Genomic DNA, 20,919 nt, shown 5'->3' with positions numbered 1-20,919 from the left:
GTGCCCCCTCGGCTCGGGTCGCAGGGCGACCGCTCGCCGGTCCCCCGCCGAGCGGGAGACCGCGTTTGTGTGGCCGTCCCCGGTTTGCAGCGTCGGCCACCCGGCGGTCGAGAGCCGAGGTCACCAGGACGACGCACCACTGGAGCTTCGGGCCCACACCCTCGGGCGAATCGACCCGGGTAGCAATCACAAGAGTTTGATTCACAGGTCCCCAGGTCGGAGGGCGTTTCCAGCATCAACGCAGAGCGACGAGAACCATCCGTAGAGATGAGCTACATCGGCGGGTGAGGCCGGCCCTATTGCGAAGGTCGCCGCCGTCACATACGTTCCGTGCCATGGAACCCGTCGACCGTGAAGAGCTCGAGCACATCCCGTGGGCCCGGCTGGCCGAAGCCGCCACCCCCGACCGGGCCCGCCTGTATGTCCTCGGCGCCGTTGCGGTGGCCGCCCTCGCCGTGGGGATGCTGGGCGCACGTGTCATCGGCGCAGACTCCGCCGGCGAGCCCCAGCCACCGGCCGCCGCCCCCGTCGTCGTCGCCACCTCCGCTCCCGTGGCGACGACCCTCCCCGGCACGACCCCCCCGGAGCCGGCGCTCTACTCGGAAGCCGATCTCATGGCAGTGCTCCCGGACGAGGAGATCCGGCTGGCGGTCGCCAGCGCCGAGACCTTCGTCACCGACTTCTTCACCGTGGATGGCAACGGCGCGACGACGGACGCCTTGCACGGGTACCTCTCAGACGAGGTGCTCGCCCTGCTACCGCACGGCAGGTCAACGTCGACCAGCTACGTCGAGTGGGCCAGAGCAGTCGCCGTCGAGTCGGCCGAGCCGGGCCGGTACGACATCGTCGTTCAGTACAGGACGCTCAGTTCGGCACTCGACGGCTCGTTCAACCGGTCGCCGAGCCAGGCCGTCATCGTCCGGCTCAGCGCCACGGCGACCGGCATGACCATCACTGATCTTCCTGCGCCGACGGCGCTGCCGGCGCTGGGTGCCACTCGACTGCCCGATCCCGAGACTGCCGACCAGGCGACAATCGACGCCGCCCTCACACGAGCATCCGAGTACGGCGGGGACCCCGAGCTGGTGGCGGCGAGCCGAACGAGCGACGGTTGGCGCGTGATCGTGACGGTCGCCGGGCCGGGAGACATCCGGTGGCCGCTGCGCGTCGACGTCGGCTGAGGAGCCCCCGCGAGACTTCCGGGCGCACCCCACCGGTGGACGGACCCCCACGCGTCTGCACGAACCTCTTCTGCGCCGCCCTAGCCTCGACTCCCGTGCATCACGAAACCCCTGCGTGCCGGCGCTCAGCCGTAATGCCGCTCGAGCACGTCGGCGGCCGCCGGCGCGATCTCGTCCCACGACGCTTCGGGACGCTTCGAGAGCGTCACGAAGTCGGCGCTCATGAAGACGCTCGTCACACCGTCGATTCCCACGAGCGCCGCGGCGACCGGGTCGTCGGTTTCCCTGCCTGCGACGAAGGTCCTCGGGCCACCGACATCGGCCCCGACCGTGAACTTCAGGGCGTTCGGGTTCGGCGTGTTCTCGACGGTGACAGGCATGGTCGTCCTCCGATGGCGGGCACCGGCGATCGTAGCTCGACCCCGTGACCGCGCCGCGGGTGCTCGGGGTCGACGTTGGCGGCACGTTCACGGACTTCGTCTCGTGGGACGGCACCGTCCTCGAGGCGGGCAAGGTCTCGTCGACCCCGGACGACCAGAGCCGGGCGGTGATAGAAGGTGCCACTGCGCTGGCGGCGACGCCGGACCGCTTGATCCATGGGACGACCGTCGCGACGAACGCCCTCCTCGAGCGGAGAGGCGCCAAGACGGCCCTGGTGACGACCGAGGGCTTCGAGGACGTCATCGAGATCGGCAGGCAGGATCGGCCGTCGTTGTACGACCCGTTCGCCGACCGTCCCGACCCGCTCGTACCGGCGGAACGGCGGGTGGGGGTCGGACGCGACGGAACGATCGGCGCCGACTTCGCCGACCGCATCGGTGACGCCGAGGCGGTCGCGGTGAGTCTGCTGTACGGCTTCGAGATGGAGTCGATCGAGCGGGCAGTAGCCGACGAGGTCGCCAAGCTGCGCCCGAACGCACTCGTCAGCCTGTCGAGCTCGGTCGTCCCCGAGTTCCGGGAGTACGAGAGGACGGCGACCACGGTCGTCAACGCCTTCCTCGCTCCCGAGACGTCCCGCTACCTGGGCCACCTGGCGAAGCGTGCCGGCGCAGCCGGTCTGCCGGAGGACATCGCGGTGATGCGCAGCTCCGGGGGGCTCATCTCGATCGACGAGGCCCGGGCGCTCCCGGCCTCGATCCTGCTGTCGGGCCCGGCCGGCGGCGTTGTTGCGGCGGCAGCCCTCGGTACCGCCATGGGACGCCACACAGTGATCTCGTTCGACATGGGCGGCACGTCGACGGACGTCTGCCGCATCGAGGGAGGGCGGCCGGAGGTCACCTACGAGCGCACGGTCGCCGACTTCCCATGCCGGATGCCTGCCGTCGCCATCCACACCGTCGGGGCGGGAGGTGGGAGCGTCGGGTGGATCGACGAAGGCGGCTCACTCCGCGTCGGACCCCGCTCCGCCGGGGCCCGGCCGGGCCCGGCGTGCTACGGGCGTGGTGGGATCGAGCCGGCCGTCACCGACGCCGATCTCTGTCTCGGACGCATCGGCGGCACCCTGGCCGGCGGGCTCGCCCTCGATCACGACGCCGCCATTGCGGCGCTGGCGACCGTCGGAGAGGCGCTCGGTCTCGACGTCGACGCCGTCGCCGCCGGGATCGTCACCATCGTCGAGGAGGTGATGGCGGGTGCCATCAGGCGCGTGTCCGTGGAGGAAGGGGCGGATCCGCGGGGGGCGACGCTGGTCGCTTTCGGAGGTGCCGGAGGGCTGCACGCCTCCTCGCTGGCACGCTCCCTCGGCATGGCGAGCGCCGTCGTCGCCCCGTACGCAGGCGTGTTCTCGGCTGTCGGGCTGCTGCTCAGCCCGCCGCGTGTCGACGTCGCCCGGGGAACGCTGCTCACGGAGGTCGGAGCGACGGCCATCGATCGCCTGGGCGACGAGCTGGAGGCCGCCGCGCTTGGACGGCTCGGGCGCCCAGACGAGGCTGCGGTGTCGCGCCTCGTCGACGCCCGCTACATGGGGCAGTCCCACGAGCTCACGCTCCCCCTCGAGCCGGGGGCCGGATGGGGGCACCTCACCGCTCGTTTCCACGAGGCTCACCTGGATCGAAACGGCTTCGCCATGGAGACGGACCCGATCGAGGTCGTCGCCGTCCGGGCGGAGGCCGTCGGGCGGCCGGTGCTGCGTTGGGAAGACCTCCCCGAGCACCGCCCGGCTGGTGCCGCACGGATCGGAGTCAGGCAGGTCCCGGTCGAGGGCGAGGTGGTGGAGGTCACGGTGTGGCGCAGGGAGGGGCTCATGCCGGGAGCCGTCGTGGCGGGGCCCGCCGTCGTCGCCGAGGCCGAGGCGACGACGTGGGTGGGGAAGGGCGAGCAGGCGACGATCCACGACACGGGCGCACTGGAGATCGAGTGGTGATCGACCCGATCGCCCTCGAGGTGACCCGCAACCGGCTCGAAGCGGTCGCCGAGGAGATGGGCGTCGTGCTCCGCCGCACCTCGTACTCGCCGAACATCAAGGAGCGCGCCGACTGCTCGGCGGCGCTCTTCACCCCGTCCGGAGAGATGCTCGCCCAGGCGGAACACATCCCGGTCCACCTCGGCTCGATGCCCGCATCCGTGGCGGCGGTGATCGACACGTTCGGCAGCGACGTGGAGCCGGGGGCCCAGTACGCCGTGAACGACCCATACGCCGGGGGCACCCACCTGAACGACCTGACGCTGGTGCGCCCGGTTCACGCCGCCGGACGGCTGGTCGCCTGGGTGGCGAACCGGGCCCACCACGCCGACGTCGGAGGCGAGGCGCCGGGATCGATGCCCGCCGACGCCACGACCGTGGATCAGGAGGGCCACCGGGTCGCCCCGACGCGAGCGGTCGGCAACGGTCGGTGGGATCCCGGCTTCTACGAACCGTTCATCGCCGCAACGAGGACCCCGCGGGAGCGCCACGGTGACCTGGCGGGGCAGTTGGGCGCCAACGAGGCAGGGGCCCGCAGGATCATCGAGTTGGCCGAGCGGGCGGGGCTCGACGTGTTCTCCTCCCTGAGCGACGCCTTGCTCGACTATGGAGAGCGCCGCATGGATGCTGCGCTGCGCGCCCTTCCCGACGGGACGTACCGCTTCACGGACGTCATGGAGTGGCGCGATGACGACATCCCGATCTCGGTGGCGATCACCGTCGACGGGGGCAGCCTCCACGCCGACTTCTCCGGCTCGGCTCCGCAGGTCGCCGGGAACATCAATGCCGTCGAGGCCGTCACGCTGTCGTGCCTCTACTTCGCGGTGCGCGTGGCGACGGACCCGAGCATCCCGACGAATGGCGGCTGCTACCGGGCGGTCGCGCTCGACGCCCCTGCCGGCAGCATCGTCAATGCCGAGCCCCCGGCGGCGGTGGCGGCCGGGAACGTCGAGACGAGCCAGCGCATCGCCGATGTCGTGCTCGGTGCGCTTGCCCAGGCGGCTCCGGACAGGGTCCCCGCCGCCGGCCAGGGGACGATGAACAACGTCCTCATCGGCAACGATCGCTTCGCCTACTACGAGACCATCGCAGGCGGCCAGGGAGGACGCCCCACCAGGAGCGGGCAGTCCGGCATCCACACCGGGATGACGAACACCAAGAACACTCCGGTCGAGTCGCTGGAGACCCACTATCCGTTCCAGGTGCTCCGCTACGGGCTGCGGCGCGGCAGCGGCGGGACCGGGCGCTTCCCTGGTGGAGACGGAATCCATCGCGAGATCCGGTTCCTCGAGTCGGCGACCGTGTCGCTCATGGGGGAACGGCGCCGAGTTCCACCCTGGGGACTGGAGGGCGGGGGTCCAGGAGCGTGCGGTGAGGACTGGATCCTCCGGGCAGGGGGCGAGCCCGAGCGCCTCCCGGGCAAGACGACGTTCGAGGTCGAGCCGGGCGACGTGCTCCGGGTCCTCACCCCGGGCGGCGGAGGGTTCGGCGCCCCGTGACTCACATCATGCCGAGGTTGACCGGGTACTGCGGCTGACCGCCGCTGAGGACGAGCGCCACCTGCTCCGCAGCCTTCGCCTGCAGGTCGACCATCGACTCCTCGGAGTAGAAGGCGATGTGCGGCGTGAGCAGCGCATTCGGCCTGCCGAGGAGACGAAGGGAGCTCGAAGGGGGCTCGTCCGGCAGCACGTCCAGCCCGACGGCTGCCAGCCGGCCGGAGTCGAGGGCGTCGGCGACGGCTTCGACGTCGACGAGTGGCCCCCGAGCCGTGTTCACGAGGATGGCGCCGTCCTTCAGCTTCGCCAGAGCGGCCGCGTCGACCATGTTGCGCGTCTCTTCCGTGAGTGGAGCATGTACGGACAGGTAGTCGGACGTCGCGAGCAGCTCGTCGAACGTCACCTGCGCCACGCCGAGCGCGGCGAACGCCTCTGCCGGGACGAAGGGGTCGTAGGCGCGCACCTCGATGCCGAAGGCCTGGGCCTTGGCTGCGACGAGACGAGGGATCTTCCCGAATCCGACGAGACCGAGGACCCGCCCACGCAGGCGATACAGCGGCTTGGCGAGTCCGGCGTCCCACGTGCCCTGATGGACCAGAGCGTTCATCGAGGCGACCTTGCGGGCGAGGGCCAGCAGAAGAGCCATGGCGTGATCCGAGACCTCGTCCTCGCAGTACTCAGGCACGTTCGTGACGACGATCCCCTTGGCGGCGGCGGCCGCGATGTCGACGTTGTCGTACCCGATACCGGTCCTGGCGATGACCCTGCACCGCTCGAGCCCTTCGATGATCCCGGCGTCGACCTCTGCGTAACACACGATCACCCCGTCGGCCTGCCGGGCAACGTCGAGGATCGCTTCTGGTGTCTTCGAGTCCGCCAGCCGCACCTCGGCGCCTATCCCCGACAGGACCCGCATGGTCGGCTCGAGGTCCGGGAAGACATGGTCGGTGACGGCAACCAGCGGACCGGGCATCGTGATCAACCTCCGGGGCTCGGTGACTGCCCGGGGACGGTAGCGCCCAGCGGTTCCCGTCCGGTGAGGCGGCCGCCGCCGGCCGTTCAGCTCGTGATGGCTTCGTCGTATAGCTCCACGGGGTGGGCGATCCTGATGCCGGGCGGAAGGTAGGCGCGCAGCTGCATCTCGCAGCCGGGATTCGCCGAGGCGACGACGGCCGCTCCGCTGGCGACCACCTGGCTGGCCTTGCGGCGCCCGAGCTCCTCGGAGGTCTGCGGGTGGGTGACCGAGTAGATGCCTGCCGCGCCGCAGCAGAGCCCGTCGACGTCGATCTCGACGACATCGAGGCCCGCCGCCTCGAGGATGGCTCGTGGCTGGGCGGTGATGCGCTGGGCGTGGCGCAGGTGACACGGATCTTGAACCGCCACGGTGCCCCGGTGCTCGGTCACCGTCGGCAAGGCCCCTTCGGCTATGAGCGAAGCAACCAGCTCCGTCACGTCCCTGACCTTGGCTCCGAGCGCTTCACCACGCTCGGTCCAGCGGCCGTACTCCTTGAGATGGGCCGAGCACCCGGCGGCGTCGGCGACCACCAGATCGGCATCGGCGAACGCCGCCGCGTTGCGGCCTGCGAGGCGCTGGGCGGCCGCCACCTGGCCGTCGTGCGCCGCCAGGGCACCGCAGCAGGTCTGACCCGCCGGGAAGACGACCCGGTAGCCGGCCCGCGACAGCACCGCAGCGGCTGCGGCGTGGACGCCCCCGAACCACTGATCCATGACGCACCCGGCGAGCACGGCGACGGTACCTCTGCTCGGCCCGACCGCCTCGACGGTGCGCCCCACCCACGACGGCCCCTTCTTGGCGAGTGGACGCAGCCCGGTGAGTCCCCTCCGGGCGAACCCGGGCATGAATCGGCCGAGGCGGAAACGCTGCGCGATGGCGCCGATGGCTGTGACGATGCGCATGCCGGGTCGCCACGCCAGCCATCTGCCGAGAAGGAAGCGGCGCGCAGTTCGCCCCGCGGTCGGCTGCTCGGCGGTCAGGTTCGCCCGGGCGGCCTCGAACAAGGGGCCGTATGGAACCAGCCCGGGGCACACCGCCTCGCACGCCCGGCAGCCCAGGCACGTCGAGAGCGAGTCATCGAACTCGGCGTCCACGGCGACGATCCCCTGCGTCACGGCGGTCATCGCGGCAAGTCGCCCCCGCGGTGAATAGAGCTCGTCGCCCGTCAAGCGGAAGGTCGGACAATGTGGGAGGCACAGTCCGCAGCTCACGCAGGTGTCTGCGGCCGCCATGTCGAACAGCGAGACGTCGGTCACAGGCCCTCCGGGAGGATGCCGGGATTGAAGATCCCGTGCGGATCGAACGAGGCGACGATTCGCCTCTGGATCACCATGTCGGGTGGCGGAGCCCCCCAGGCGTCGATCGACGCCCGCTGGGCCTCCGGGAGGCGATGGATGACGAGGCGCCCGCCGGTGGCTTCGGCCGCCGCCCGCACCGAGGCGAGGTCGTCCGTGACCACCGCTTCGGAGCCACCGACCTCGGTGAGCCCGACGCCGTACTGGGCGATGTAGTCCCAGTGCGCCGGCAACCGCAGCAGCAACCCGGGCTGCTCGGAGGGCCTGCTGCGAACGGTCGCCCGCCACGACCACTCCTCGGGCGAGGGCAGCTCGGCTCCGTCGCGAAGCTCCCCTTTCAACGACGTCACCTGGCTGTCGATGGCCTCGTCCGACCCTTCGACGAGTGCCAAGGCCCCGTCCCTGGTCCCGACGACTGCGAGCGGCCGAGCCGAGCCGCGCCAAGCCGCCTCGGGCTCTTCCACTGCGATCACTGCCACCGACCCGCGCCGGGGGAACACCCGCAGCCCGACCTCGGCGATCACGCCGAGCCGACCGAAAGACCCGACGCAGAGCCGCGACAGGTCGAATCCGGTGACGTTCTTGACGACCCGGCCTCCCGCCTCGACGACGTCACCGCCCCCCGACACCAGCGTCATGCCGATCACGTGGTTGCGCACCGGCCCGTAGCGCAACCGCTCGTAGCCCGATGCCCCGGAGGCGATCACGCCGCCAATCGTCCGCGCCGTCGGCCGTTGCGGGACGACGGCGCGCAACCGGTGCTCCGACAGCGTGGCGTGCAGCTTCTCCATCGTCACCCCCGCCCCGACCCTGATGACGAGCTCGTCCGGATCGAACTGTCGTATCTCGTCGAGCCGCCCCGTGTGAATCGTGACGGGCGCCTCGACCGGGTTGCCCGCCGCCATCTCGTACCCGGACCCCCTCGGTCGCAACGCCGTCCCGGCGGCGGCGCACTGGCGCACCGTGGCAGCGAGCTCGGCGACGCTCTGAGGGGCGACCACGGTCACACCCACATCTCCGAGTCGAGAGGCACGATCCGCTCGGCGCACGACGGCGGCGAGGGAAGCACCTTGCGCGGGTTCATCACGGCGTCGGGATCGAAGGCGCACCTGATGTGACCCTGATATTCGAGATCGACGGCTGAGAAGACCCGGTCCATGAGGTGCACCTTCGATACCCCGACGCCGTGCTCCCCGCTGACGGCGCCCCCCATCTCCAGGCAGACGTCCATGATCTGCTCCGACACGGCGTGAACCCGCTCCGACTGCTCCGGATCGCTCCCGTCGTACGGGATGAGTGGATGGAGGTTGCCGTCCCCGGCGTGGGCGACGAGCCGGATCAGTGTCCCGGACCGGCGGCCGATCTCCTGAACCCTCTCGAGAGCCTCGACGAGCCGGGTGCGAGGGACGACGCCGTCGTGGAGGTGGTAGTTCGAGGCCAGCTGGGCGACTGCGCCGAATGCGCCTTTCCTCGCCCGCCACCACAGGGTCGCCTGCTCCTCGGACTCGGCTACCTGCACCAGGTAGGCGCCCGCCTCGCTCGCCAGCCTCTCGAGGTCGGCGAGCTCCTCTCCGATGGTGAGATCCGTCCCTTCGACTTCGCACAGCAGCATCGCCTCGGCTTCGAGCGGCAGCCCGGCCTGGGTGAAGTTCTCGCAGATGGCGATCGTGGTGCGATCCATCAGCTCGATCGACGTGGCGTTCACCCCCGACCGGACGATCCGGGCGGTGGCGTCGCCTGCCTGCTGGAGCCGGGCGAAGGCACACAACACGGTCCGGGTGGCTTCGCTCACCGGCGAGAGCTTCACGAGTGCCCTGACGACGAGCCCGACGGTCCCTTCGGAACCGACAACGACGGCCCTCGTGTCCAATCCGATCGGGTCGGCGTAGTCGGCTCCGACCTCGACGGTCGAGCCGTCCCCGAGCACGACGGTCGCGGCGAGCACGTGCGATGTCGTGCTCCCCACCGCGTAGCAGCGCGGACCGCCGGCGTTCGTTGCGATGTTGCCGCCGATCGTGCACGTCGACTGCGACGACGGGTCGGGCCCGAACATGAGACCGTCGGCCCTGGTGTGCCTCGACAGCTCGAGGTTGCGGACGCCGGGCTCGACCAGCGCGGTGCGGTTGTCAGGGTCCACGTCGAGGATCCGGTCGAGGCGCATCAGCGAGACGACGGCCGCCCGTCCCAGCGGAGAAGCTCCACCCGACAGGCCGGTGCCGGCACCCCTCGGCACGATCGACAGACCGGCTGCCGTGGCGTTGCGCACCGCCTCGGCGACGTCCTCCGCCGTATCGGGTATCACGACCTCAACGGGCATGTCGCCGGTGACGGCGCCGTCCGCCCGGTAGAGGAGCCTGCGCAAGTGGTCGCTTGCCGGCGGCCCGGATGCGGCGGTCACTCGACATCACCCTCGCGACGACTAGGCGGAACTCGAGCGGCGCCCCGTGCGCCCCTCGATGGCAACATAGCGGTGTCGCGCCACGGGGCCGTACGAGGGAGAAGGGCTTGACGCATCAGATCGACGTCGCATCGGGGCCACCCCCGGACACCGTATTGCCTCCCCAGCCGGGTGAGGCGATCGAGGCACTCGAAGCGGCGTTGGCGTCGCAGGACCCGAGGCGGGAGATCGCCGAGGTCGTGGCGAGATGGCCCCGGTTCATCGACGCGTGGGCCCGGCTGGGAGGGCTGGCGAGTGATCCCGTCGAGTCGTACGCATACCACCGCGTCGGGTATCACCGGGGCCTCGATGCCCTGCGAGGTGCAGGATGGCGAGGCGGCGGCTTCGTGCGCTGGCGCGACGAGACGAATCGGGGCTTCTTGCGCGCCCTGACCGGCCTCGGCAAGGCGGCCGCGGTCATCGGCGAGCAGGAGGAGGTCGACAGAATCGCCCGGTTCCTGGACGAGCTCGACCCTGATCGGCCGGCCGGCATCTGATTCAGAGGGCCTTGGCCCAGACGCTCATCTGATCGAGCTCGCAGCCGGCCCTGCGCAGCGCGGTCGCCAGCCAGCCCACGTCGGGCGCCCACACCTCCAGAAGCTCCGCCCTCTGGTCGGCGGCGAGGTCGACGATGGCCCTGGCCAGGTCGGCTGCATCCTCCTCCGAAGTCTCCAGCCACCCCACCTCGAACATCTCACCGTGCCTCGCTCCGAGCACCCACCCGCTGCGCGCCGCCCACAATGCGTCGTGGCGGGCCCCAGACTTGAGATCGTCGATCGTGAGACGGCGGAAGCGCCATCGGATGCCGATGAGCCCGCGGCCTGCCCTGGACAGTTGGCCGGCACTCCACGAAACGTAGGCCGGTTCCGCCTCTGACGAATGTGCTCTGACGAGCTGCTCGCTGGCGGCGACCCTCTTGCCGCCGTTCCCGGCAGTCACCGGAGAGGCTGCTCCAACGCTGCGCTCGGCGTGCACCCACGAACAGACACGCCGGTAACCGATCGACCCGACCTGGGCCTGCGCCGCGGTATTCCACGCCTCGATCACCATCCTGGCAACAGAGGCGCCACGTTGCCGGGCCCACGACTCCAGGACCTCATCGAGCGCACCTGCGATCCCGCGGCGCCGCCAAGCCGGATGCACTCTCGCCCCCTGCAGCCAGGCCTCTTGGTCGGACACGAGCGTGCCGAAGGCGGTCGCAACCGCCCGGTCGGCCTCGTCCGCCGCTACGACCAGGTGCCCTGCCGGATCGTCGAGCCAAGGCCCGAAAGCGTCGGCCACGTAGTCGCCCCACTCGAAGGTGTCTTCCGTGAAGGCGGCGATCGCCTCGCCATCGCCGGGCCGCGCCTCCCGGATCGTGTAGGTCATCGCACGCGAGGATAGGAGTGCCTGCCGCGATGCTCCCGGCGGCCGCCGGATCGTCCACTCAGGGCCGGGTGCCCACCCAGATGGAGACCCCAGGACCGCCATCCTCGATGAAACCGCCCTCGCGGCTGCCGGCGAAGATGGCAATCCCGTCAGCCCATGCGGCGGCCATCGGGTAATACCCATCGCCGATACCGGCGCCGACATCGATCGTCACCCAGGTCTCGCCGTCGTCCGACGCCAGCAGCAGAATGCCCGGGGCCGACGTCTCGCCCGGGTCCAGCCCTCGCTCGTAATAGCGCTCCCAAGCGCGCTGTACCTCGTCCTGGGTGAGCAGGACGAGGTCGGATCCGTCATCGTCGAGGATGGTCACCGAGCCGTCGTCGTTCGTGACCAGGTCGGCGCCGAACACGGTGACGACCTCCTCGCCGTCCTCGAGTACCCGGTGCATGCCATCTTGCGTGATCTCGATCGTCAGCCCGTCCTTCTCCACGACCGCCGGTCCGATGCCTGCGAGGTCCTCGGCGTGCTGCACCATGGCGAGGACACCCTCGTCGTTGCGCGACAGACGAGTCACGTGACCGGGCCCGTCGGTGGCTGCGACCTTCTCCCACGTCACGCCGTCTGTTGTGGACCAGACGGCCCCCGCAGACGAGGCGTCGGTGCCCGCGACGTACAACGTCTCACCGACCGACACCATCGACGTGACGACGCGCCCCTCCGGGATGCTGGCGCGCTGCCATCCTTCGCCTCCCTCGAGCCACAGCTCGGTCGAGAACGGGCCGTACACGAGGGCGGCGGTGACTTCACCGACACCGGCGAGCCCCGCCACCGAACGGCCTCTCGGGACGTCGACGTCGAGTTGCTGCTGCTCCCAGGTCGTCCCGTCCTTCGTCACCCACAGCACCGAGCTCTCGCCGCTCATGAGGCGCGCCAGCTCTCGAGGGATGCCGAGCTCGGCCCACGTCGCCCTGCCGACGACCTGACCCGAGTTGTCGTAGAACTCGACACCGTCCTGAGAGGTGCCCCACCCGTTGTCCAGCGTGACTCCCTCCGGGAGGCGGTCGGCCACGAGCTGCTGGAGGTCGACGTCCGTGCTCATGGTCCCGATCACAGTGAGCTCATCCTTCGACGAGCTGACGCCGGACACCCACGTGTACACGTTGTACGTCGCCCCCTCGATCTCGACCTGCGTATCGACCGGCAACTCGCTCGTCACCCACTCGAGCCCGTCCGACGAGATCCACACGGTCGGTACATCCCGCCCGTTGCCGGCCGTCGAGCCGACGGCGACGAGGTCGTCACCGAAGAACTCGAGTGATTGGATCCAGCCGTTGCCCACCGGCGGCGAAGCGAGCTGTTCCCATGAGACGCCGTCATCGGAGCGGAGGGCGACGGGTGCGGCACCGAACCTGCCCGTGTAGTCGTTGCCGAGGAGCAGGAAGCCGTCTTCGGTGTGGACCAAAGCGGTGACGTCACCCTGCTCGATCGGCACGCCGGACTGGACCCACTCCAGGTCGACGATGGTGCCCGATGCGATGACCTGAGCCGACCCCGGCACGCTCGAGGGCGTCGGCTCCGGGGACGGCTCGCCCCGGAAGACGGCGACGGTTGCAGTGGTGGCGAGGGCGGCGACCGCCGCGCCCGCCGCGGCGATCCTCGAGTAGCGCAGGAGCATCCCACGGCGCCTGGCCGATCCGGCCCGCTCCAGCGGCTCGTGCAGCTCCCCGGCTTGTGCCGCGAAGGCGCTTGCCAGCAAGTCGAGGCTCGCCGATCGCTTCTGGAGCCTCCCCTCGGCAGACATCGCCAAGGCCCCGGCGTCGTCGGCGGACAACCCGATCACCGTTCCGAGGCGGTCGTCGTCCCATTGGAGCTGGTGCTTGACGACGAGAGCGATGCGGTCATCGAGCGAGAGCTCGCGGAAGGCGGCAAGCGCCGAGGCGGCATCCCGGTCCATCGGGTTGCGTCTGCGGAACCCGCCCACGCGCTGGTTACGCCGCTTGGTTCGCTTGCGCACCCACCTGTAGGCCTCACCGAGGACGGCCGGCTCCGCCGGTTCGGCGTCGCCTCGAAGCCTGCCCGCCCACCGGGCGAAGCCCCGGTCGACGGCTTCAACGGCGACATCGGGATCGACGGTGGTGAGCACGAGTGCGCGGAAGAGATCGCCGCGGGCGGACGAATAGACGTCCTCGAACCTCCGCGGCGAGGGCGGGGCTTCCGTCTTCAAGAAGAGCACCTCCGCACTGTGTGTCGGATGGGACGCCCTGTCACCGGCCTCGGTTCCGGGTGCGATCCGGTTCGCTCCCGGTGGGCGGCGCCTCAGCCGGTCAGTATGCCGCCAGCGACCGAGCGTGCTCGACGATGCCGTCCACCGACGGCATGACCATCGCTTCGAGATTCTCGGCGTACGGATAGAGCGGCACCTCGGGTGAGGTGTACCGCATCACCGGGGCGTCGAGCCAGTCGAGTGACTTCTCGGCGATCTGGGCTGCGATCTCGGCGCCGAAGCCTGCGAATCCGGTGTCTTCGTGGACGATGAGGACCTTCCCCGTCGCCTGGACCGCCGCTTCGATCGAAGGCCAGTCGAGCGGTCGCAGGGAGCGCAAATCGAGCACTCCGATCGACAGGCCCTCCTCGGCGAGGCGGTCGGCCGCCTCGGATGCGAAATGTGCCATCGTTCCGTACGCGATGACCGTTGCGTCGTGCCCGGCGCGTCGCACCGATGCCTTGCCGAGCGGCACGCGGTGCTCGCCCTCCGGGTAGGGACCGGTGGCCGACCTGTACAGGCGCTTCGGCTCGAGGATCATGACGGGGTCGGGATCCTCGACCGCGCTGAACAGCAACCCCTTGACGTCCGCCGGGGTCGAGGGGACGACCACCTTCAGCCCTGGGACGTGGGCGTAGAAGGCCTCGATCGACTGGCTGTGGTAGAGCGCACCCCGGATGCCCCCGCCGTACGGGACTCGGACGACCATCGAGCACGTCCAGCGCCCAGCCGATCGGTAGTGGATCCGCGCCGCCTCGCTCACGATCTGATCGAACCCCGGATGGATGAAGTCGGCGAACTGGATCTCGGCGATCGGCCTGCCGCCGGCAGCCGCCACGCCGATGGCGATGCCGATGATCAGCGACTCGGCCAGCGGCGAGTTGAAGCAGCGATCCGGCCCGAACGTGTCGGTCAGCCCGACGGTTGCCTTGAAGACACCGCCCTTCGGGTCGGCGACGTCCTCGCCGAACAGGCACACGTCCGCGTGGGCCTCGAACACCTCGTGCAGAGATCTGTTGATCGCAGTGATCAGGTTGACTGTCTCGCCGGCGGGCGGCGCCTCCGGCTCGGTCACCGGAGTCGACGGCTCGATCGGCTTGGCGTACACGTAGGCCAGGGGGTCGGTCGGGTCGTCTGCTGCGTCGGCGGCGGCGACCGCATCGGCGACCAGCCGGGCAACCTCCTCGTCGATGGACGCCTCGGTGCCCTCGCCGAGGAGCCGCGACTCGACGAGGTACTGGTGGAGCACGGAGATCGGGTCGCGGCGGCGCCACCACTCGACCTCGGAGGCCGAGCGATAGAGCTTGTCATCGTCATCGGACGTGTGTGGGTTGTAGCGATAGGTCTTCGCCTCGACGAGCGTCGGCCCTCCGCCTGATCTGGCCCTCTCGACGGCGGTCGACATGGCGCCGTACACCGCCAGCACGTCGTTGCCGTCGATGGCGAGGCCGGGCATGCCGTAGCCGGCTGCCCGGGCGGATACCGAACCGGCGATCTCCTCGTCGACGGGCACCGAGATCGCATAGAGGTTGTTCTCGACGAGGAAGATCAGCGGGAGCGCATGGATGCCTGCGAAGTTCATCGCCTCATGCCAGTCGCCCTCGGATGTCGCCCCCTCGCCGCTCATCACGGCAACGACCCCGTCCGAGCCCGTCGCCTTGAGCCTGTGGGCGATCCCGCAGGCGTGCGGGAACTGCGTGGCGATGACGGACGAGTGGGTGAAGATGTGCAGATCGGGCTCTGACCAGTGATTCGGCATCTGCCTTCCGCCCGAGGCGGGATCGGCGGCCTTCGAGAAGACGCCGAGGAACATGTCGTACGGCGTGACCCCCATCGCCAGGTTGAACGCGATGTCGCGGTAGTAGGGCAGGGACCAGTCGCGTTCGGGGTCGAGGGCGAAGGCCGCCCCCACCTGGCACGCCTCGTGCCCGGACACCGAAACCACGAACGGCACACGCCCTTGGCGATTGAGCGCCCACATCCGCTCGTCGACGCGGCGCGCCGTGACCATCGTTCGGTACATGTCGATCAGGTCGGAGTCCTCGAGCCCGAGCGCCTTGTGGTCGCGGATGCTGTCCAGCTCCAGCATTCGGATGTCCTCCTCCGTCATCGCCTCGTCCCGCGGCGGGCCGTGCCATACGCCATCGCTGCCAAAAAAGTGATCCCGCCTGGGGCGGGATCGTGTGTCGCATCGGTTCGGCGGCCGAGGGGGCGTACGGGGAGGCTCACGGAGTGGCGACCCCCCAGGCTCACCCGCAATGCGCACCTCACTCTCGGTCGTCGGTGGCTTTCCCTGGCCCTCATTGTAGCCGGTGGGCGCCTCAGTGGCCCGAGACGTCGGTACCATCGAGGGGTGATCCTGGCCTCATACCTCCGCGTCTACGTGCCTCGAGATCGAGTTGCGACGCTCCCGAAGCACGCCTCCAGGGGCAACGTTCGCGTCGTGCGCGGCAGCGACCACTTCGTGTGGCAAGAGCCGACGACCCACGACGCCTTCGAGATCGACTTCGGCGGATCGGCTTACGTGTGCCCGCGGTTCCCGCTGTTGCGGATGCTCGAGGGCGCTCTGGCGTTCAACTCGACGTACCCGGGGGCGATGATCGTCCCCGAGCAGACGTTCCATGCCGTCGCCGAGCAGTTGAGCGAGTTGCGCACCGAGCACCCCGCAGCCCGCTCGCACATCCTCACCAGTCCATGGCACGTCCCGCTCCGCTGGTTCAGCGCCTTCACGGCGGACGAGCGGGAGCTGTACACCACCCCGTCCGGCCCTTCGATTCGATATCGCGCATCGCTCACCGCTGCGGTGGATCGAGTCGCCAGGGCGGTAGGCATCGTCGACGAAGCCGGCTTCGACGACTCGGTCGTCGGACAGATTCGGAGCCTCGAACGGTGGTTGCGCGACTTCTCGCCGGACGGCGTGCTCGAGCTGGACTACGCGACCGTCGCCGCTCTGTTCGAGGAGACGGAGCTCGTGCTCGACGAGTCCGGCGCAGATGTCATCGCATCCCTCGACGCCCTCGAGCGATTCGACTACGACGAAGCCGGCATCCACTACGCCGCCGTGGCGAGCCGCTGGGCACCGCTCCAGGCTGTCACGTACAGCAACTGACGCCGCCCAGGCTTGGGCGGAGCCGTTCGAGCTCGGGAGGCCCCGGGGTCGTCCCCGGGGCCTCCTCTCGTCGCCCACTGCGAACCGTCGCTCAGGCCTCGCAGTTGACGGTGATCTCGCCGTTCACGCAGGTGTCGAAGTCGCTGCCGCCGTCGATCGTGTCGACGTCGGCGCCGCCGTCGAGCATGTCGTCTCCGGCCTGACCTTGGAGGTTGTCGTCGCCGGCACCGCCGTTGAGCTCGTCGTTCTCGGAGCCCCCGACGAGAAGGTCGTCGCCGCCCCCACCGAAGATGACGTCTTCTCCTGCATGCGACCGCAGGGTGTCGTTGCCGCCCCCACCGATGAGCCGGTCGTCGCCGTCGAGCCCGATGAGCGTGTCGGCGCCTCCCTGGCCGCGGAGGATGTCGTTGCCCGTCGACCCGTCGAGACGGTCGGCGCCGCCCTTGCCATCGATGACGTCGTCGCCTGCGTTGCCGGCCAGGATGTCCTTGCCCGAGCCGCCGTCGATCGTGTCGTTCTCCGTGCCCCCCGAGATCGTGTCCGCACCCTTGCCACCGGAGATCTGGTCGTCGCCGGCTCCACCGTTGATGGTGTCTTTGCCGTCGCCGCCATCGAGGATGTCGGCGCCGCTGTTGCCGTCGAGGGAGTCGGTTCCGAGACCACCCGACAGCGTGTCGTTGCCGAAGTCACCGATGATGCCGTCGTCGCCGGCGCCGCCGTCCACCAGGTCGTCGCCGACGCCGGCTTGGATGAAGTCGGCGCCGTCGCCGCCGTTGATCGTGTCGTTGCCATCGTTACCGCGCAGCTCGTCGTCGCCGGCGTCTCCGTTGAGGGTGTCGTCTCCGAGGCCTCCGACCAACTCGTCGTGGCCTTCACCCCCGCTGACCACATCGTTGTCCGTGCCGCCGTCGGCGTAGTCATCGCCGAGGCCTCCACCGATGGTGTCGTTGCCGGCGTCCCCGAACATGACGTCGTCTCCGTCACCACCGTCGATCGTGTCGTCTCCGGTGCCTCCTGACATCAGGTCGACACCGAGCCCGCCCGAGAGCGTGTCGTCGTCGACCTGGCCGTTGATGGTGTCGTCGTCGTCGCCGCCGTCAATCGTGTCGTTGCCGTCGCCACCGTTGAGCAAGTCCTCTCCTGCGGAACCGAGCAGCGTGTCGTTGCCGTCACCGCCGTTGAGGGTGTCGTCGCCGTCACCACCGTCGATCGTGTCGTTGCCGTCGCCGCCGTTGACGACGTCGCCGTCCTCATCGCCGAAGATCTCGTCGTCGCCCGTCCCGCCGTCGATGGTGTCGACGCCTTTGCCGCCGTGGATCTCGTCGTTCTCGGACTGCCCATCGAGCACGTCGTTCCCGCTGCCTCCGACGATCAAGTCGTCGTCCTGGGCGCCGGCAATGTCGTCGTTGCCTCCGCCGCCCTTGAGGACGTCCGCTCCGGTGTGGCCGCGCAAGGTGTCGGCTCCTCCGCCGCCAAGGAGAGTGTCCGCTCCGGCGAAGCCGAACAGGCCGTCATCGCCTGAACCGCCCTTGATGGTGTCGACGCCCGTCCAACCGTTGAGGGTGTCGTCGCCACTACCTCCGAGCAGCAGGTTGGTGCCCTCGCCGCCATTGATCGTGTCGTCTCCGGCACCTCCGGACAACTCGTCGTCGCCGGCGTCGCCGTCGATCGTGTCGAAGCCCTTGTCACCCGAGATGACGTCGTTGCCGCCGCCGCCGGAGAGCGTGTCGCCCGCCGCTCCACCGTTGATGGTGTCGTTTCCCGGTCCCCCGGTGACCGTGTCCCTGTCGGTTCCGACGGTCTGTTGGGGCCCGGCGATGATGACGTCGTTGCCGCCGCCGCCGTCGATGATGTCGTCGCCGACGGACCCGCATATGACGTCGTCTCCGTCGAAGCCCTTGATGTCGTCGTTGCCGCCGAGTCCCTGGATCACGTCCGGTCCCGCCGTGCCGACGAGGATGTCGGCTCCCGGCGTGCCTTCGATCGTTGCCGTGAGTCCATTGCAGGTTGCGACCGCCGCGACGGCGACACCCGGGAGTGAGAGCAGCGCGAGCGCCATGACGGTCGCCAGCGCCATCTTCCGGAGTCTGGCCATAGGTCGAATCCCCTTTTCGTCTCCGGCGCAGCTCCAGGATGCCTTCCTATGGCTGCGCTACCACCATTCGTGCCCGAGCCCCTACTCTGCGTGGCTGAGCGTCTCAGAAGTCGCATCCTAAGGTGGTCGCGGGGTAACCCAAAGATGGTTTGGGCGCGGCACGAATGGGCTAGTCAACACGGCGAGGGACCTGAGGGCGGCCGAGCGATGGATGCTCGCCTCTATTGCGATCGCAGCGTTGTCATGCCACCGGGAGACCGCCCGATCGTCATCCGGCGCAACGGTGACGTACTGCCGACGGGTGCTCATCCCACCCGATATCGAACCGTGTTGCCGTTCTTGCCGACGGCCACGATCACCCCGGCTCTCTGAAGGCAGTACGCCATCTGTTGGGCGGCGCGCCGGGATCGGCCCAGCTTCGCGGCGAGATCGGCAGTGGTGAACCTCTCGGGCAAACCGTCCGGCAGGAGCCTTGTCAGGTCTTCGCTGTCGGTGATGAGCAATGAGTCCACCACCTCTATCAATCGGCGCTCCGCAACGGCCCATCCCTTGCGGCGCCAGGCTCGGCCGGGTGTGAGATGTCTGTACTCCTCCTCGATGGTCAGAAGCACGTCGACTTCGAGGTTGGGATGCACCAGAAGCTCGGGGAAGCTCACCAGCTCGGCGAAGATGTCCGTCGGCGCGCCGTGTCGGGGAGATCGGCGTCGACTCAGGACGGCGCCCTCGGCGTCGACCTTGACGATCCACTTGTCCACGGGGATCGGGTGAACGATCCGCAAACGGTGCCCGAGCTGGAGAAGTGACGTTGCCTTCCGCTTCATCGACGAGAAGCCGCTCGTCTGCACCTCGATCAGGAGATCCTCTCGGACCAGGTCGATCACGAATCCGTCGACGGGGACCTCGACTCGATCGCCGGCGCGGGCGTACCACCGCTTCAGGGAGGCGTGGAGCGGCTTCTCCCTGAGAGTCCCGATATGTGGCACGGCGTCTGACACACCCGCGATCGTAGGAAGAGACGCGTGGTCCCACAGCCGGTGCGATCGAGGTCGGACCCGGCGTCGATCGGAGGTTGGCGCCCGGGAAGCGGTGCGTGATCCGTGTGGTACGCAACATGGCCTACCAGTGGTAGTATCCTAGTATGAAGCTGAGTGTGAGCCTTCCTGACGAGGATGTCGAGTTCCTCGACCAGTACGCGCAAGCGCAGGGCTATGAATCCCGGTCGGCGGTCGTTCGCAAGGCCGTTCGCCTACTTCGCGCGTCGGGGCTCGGCGCCGACTACGCCGAGGCGTGGAAGGAGTGGTCCGAGTCCGGCGACGCCGAAGCCTGGGACGCCGCGGTAGGCGATGGACTGGCATCCGGCTGATGCTGCGTGGAGAGATCCGCCTCGTCGACCTCGACCCGGCGCGCCGCCGCGAGGCCGATAAGCGGCGTCCGGCGGTGATCGTTTCCAACGACGGTGCCAACACGACCGCTGCCAAGTTGGGACGCGGCGTCGTGACCGTGGTTCCCGTGACATCCAACGTCGGTCGGGTGTATCCCTTTCAGGTGCTCCTGCCCGCAACCGAGACCGGCCTGGATCTCGATTCGAAGGCCCAGGCCGAACAAGTCCGCTCTGTTTCGATCGAGCGTGTCACCGACAAGGTCGGGACCGTACCGCCGGCGCTGATGCTCGACATCGACGATGCCCTGAGCATCCACTTGGGCCACTGACGCTTCCGCACCAGATCACGGCACCATCGAACGCGAGAAAGAGGCATCGATCTGCGTGGCTGGACAACTCGAGCCCCCTCGGTTCGGTCACTGGCGGGACGCTCGCCGGTCCCCCGCCGAGCGGGAGACCGCGTGTGTGGCCGTCCGTACGGTTGACAGGTTTCTACGCAATCCCCCGGTTTCCGGGGGATCGACGAGCGCCGCAGGCCGAGTCGAGGGGGACCCTCCGGTCCGGTCTGCCAAGCGGCCCCCTCGGCTCGGGTCGCAGAGCGACCGCTCGCCGGTCCCCCGCCGAGCGGGAGACAGCGTGGGTGTGGCCGTCCACACGGTTGGCAGGCTTCTACGCAATCCCCCGGTCTCCGGGGGATCGACGAGCGCCGCAGGCCGAGTCGAGGGGGCCGGGCAGTGTGTGGCGTCCCCGGTTTGCGGCGTCGGCCCGACGGTCCAGAGCCGACGTCACCAATTGGACGACAGACCACTAGCTGGGACGATTCTTCGGAAACTCGCACCTCGCCGTGATGCCGCCGCCGCGGCCGACCCAGCAGCCGT

The 20,919-nt window shown here is 69.4% G+C and carries 17 protein-coding genes; 7 read left to right on the top strand and 10 right to left on the bottom strand.

All coding sequences use genetic code 11. The features are described 5' to 3' along the window. The first annotated feature begins 335 nt into the window (after positions 1–335). The gene (locus tag VGC47_07195; protein HEX9855082.1) at positions 336–1,181 is read left to right on the top strand and encodes a conjugal transfer protein; all 846 of its coding nucleotides are present in this window, start codon (positions 336–338) and stop codon (positions 1,179–1,181) included. 125 nt (positions 1,182–1,306) lie between these two features. On the opposite strand, the gene VGC47_07190 is transcribed toward VGC47_07195, so the two are convergent. After that, entirely contained in the window at positions 1,307–1,561 is a 255-nt protein-coding gene (locus tag VGC47_07190; protein HEX9855081.1) for a NifU N-terminal domain-containing protein, read from the bottom strand. A gap of 44 nt (positions 1,562–1,605) precedes the next feature. On the opposite strand from VGC47_07190, the gene VGC47_07185 reads away from it, so the two are divergent. Next, positions 1,606–3,543, top strand: coding sequence for a hydantoinase/oxoprolinase family protein (locus VGC47_07185; GenBank protein HEX9855080.1), 1,938 nt, complete (start codon positions 1,606–1,608; stop codon positions 3,541–3,543). Continuing rightward, positions 3,540–5,081 carry a hydantoinase B/oxoprolinase family protein gene (locus tag VGC47_07180; protein ID HEX9855079.1) on the top strand — a complete coding sequence of 514 codons (1,542 nt, stop codon included), beginning with the start codon at positions 3,540–3,542 and terminating at the stop codon, positions 5,079–5,081. The genes VGC47_07185 and VGC47_07180 overlap by 4 nt, the downstream gene beginning before the upstream one ends. Position 5,082: 1 nt before the next feature. Here VGC47_07180 and VGC47_07175 read toward each other — a convergent pair whose 3' ends face one another. The 4 genes from VGC47_07175 to VGC47_07160 all read right to left on the bottom strand — a co-directional run bounded on the left by VGC47_07175 (position 5,083) and on the right by VGC47_07160 (position 9,786). Further along, positions 5,083–6,051 carry a C-terminal binding protein gene (locus VGC47_07175; protein HEX9855078.1) on the bottom strand — a complete coding sequence of 323 codons (969 nt, stop codon included), beginning with the start codon at positions 6,049–6,051 and terminating at the stop codon, positions 5,083–5,085. Positions 6,052–6,137: 86 nt separating this feature from the next. Next, the gene (locus VGC47_07170; GenBank protein ID HEX9855077.1) at positions 6,138–7,349 is read right to left on the bottom strand and encodes a (Fe-S)-binding protein; all 1,212 of its coding nucleotides are present in this window, start codon (positions 7,347–7,349) and stop codon (positions 6,138–6,140) included. Next, positions 7,346–8,395, bottom strand: coding sequence for an FAD-binding protein (locus VGC47_07165; GenBank protein HEX9855076.1), 1,050 nt, complete (start codon positions 8,393–8,395; stop codon positions 7,346–7,348). Before VGC47_07165 ends, VGC47_07170 begins: the two co-directional genes overlap by 4 nt. Continuing rightward, positions 8,392–9,786, bottom strand: a complete 1,395-nt coding sequence (locus VGC47_07160; protein HEX9855075.1) for an FAD-linked oxidase C-terminal domain-containing protein — start codon at positions 9,784–9,786, stop codon at positions 8,392–8,394. Before VGC47_07160 ends, VGC47_07165 begins: the two co-directional genes overlap by 4 nt. A gap of 107 nt (positions 9,787–9,893) precedes the next feature. Here VGC47_07160 and VGC47_07155 point away from each other — a divergent pair, with 107 nt between their 5' ends. Next, entirely contained in the window at positions 9,894–10,322 is a 429-nt protein-coding gene (locus VGC47_07155; GenBank protein HEX9855074.1) for a DUF3151 family protein, read from the top strand. Between the two features lies 1 nt (position 10,323). Here the strand turns inward: VGC47_07155 and VGC47_07150 are convergent, their stop codons facing one another. The 3 genes from VGC47_07150 to VGC47_07140 all read right to left on the bottom strand — a co-directional run bounded on the left by VGC47_07150 (position 10,324) and on the right by VGC47_07140 (position 15,566). After that, a complete protein-coding gene (locus VGC47_07150) occupies positions 10,324–11,193 on the bottom strand; it encodes a GNAT family N-acetyltransferase (protein ID HEX9855073.1) in 870 nt (289 codons plus the stop codon). 58 nt (positions 11,194–11,251) lie between these two features. Then, entirely contained in the window at positions 11,252–13,417 is a 2,166-nt protein-coding gene (locus VGC47_07145; protein ID HEX9855072.1) for a hypothetical protein, read from the bottom strand. Between the two features lie 100 nt (positions 13,418–13,517). After that, complete coding sequence (locus VGC47_07140; protein ID HEX9855071.1) at positions 13,518–15,566, bottom strand: dehydrogenase E1 component subunit alpha/beta; 2,049 nt, start codon at positions 15,564–15,566, stop codon at positions 13,518–13,520. 243 nt (positions 15,567–15,809) lie between these two features. Here VGC47_07140 and VGC47_07135 point away from each other — a divergent pair, with 243 nt between their 5' ends. Beyond that, positions 15,810–16,565 (top strand): hypothetical protein, encoded by a 756-nt coding sequence (locus VGC47_07135; GenBank protein HEX9855070.1) that lies wholly within the window; start codon positions 15,810–15,812, stop codon positions 16,563–16,565. A 91-nt stretch (positions 16,566–16,656) separates the two neighbouring features. Here VGC47_07135 and VGC47_07130 read toward each other — a convergent pair whose 3' ends face one another. Continuing rightward, positions 16,657–18,660, bottom strand: coding sequence for a calcium-binding protein (locus VGC47_07130; protein ID HEX9855069.1), 2,004 nt, complete (start codon positions 18,658–18,660; stop codon positions 16,657–16,659). Positions 18,661–18,965: 305 nt separating this feature from the next. Next, positions 18,966–19,655, bottom strand: coding sequence for a hypothetical protein (locus VGC47_07125; protein HEX9855068.1), 690 nt, complete (start codon positions 19,653–19,655; stop codon positions 18,966–18,968). 143 nt (positions 19,656–19,798) lie between these two features. Here VGC47_07125 and VGC47_07120 point away from each other — a divergent pair, with 143 nt between their 5' ends. Together VGC47_07120 and VGC47_07115 are read left to right on the top strand one after the other, a co-directional pair. After that, on the top strand, positions 19,799–20,023 hold the full coding sequence (locus VGC47_07120) for a ribbon-helix-helix domain-containing protein (GenBank protein ID HEX9855067.1): 225 nt from the start codon (positions 19,799–19,801) through the stop codon (positions 20,021–20,023). Beyond that, positions 20,023–20,370 (top strand): type II toxin-antitoxin system PemK/MazF family toxin, encoded by a 348-nt coding sequence (locus tag VGC47_07115; protein ID HEX9855066.1) that lies wholly within the window; start codon positions 20,023–20,025, stop codon positions 20,368–20,370. The genes VGC47_07120 and VGC47_07115 overlap by 1 nt, the downstream gene beginning before the upstream one ends. Positions 20,371–20,919 lie beyond the last annotated feature (549 nt).

The organism is Acidimicrobiia bacterium (assembly GCA_036396535.1).
Taxonomy (GTDB): domain Bacteria; phylum Actinomycetota; class Acidimicrobiia; order Spongiisociales; family UBA5794; genus DASWKR01.
The sequence above is the reverse complement of the archived record's forward strand: the minus strand, read 5'-3'. Positions and strand labels throughout refer to the sequence as shown.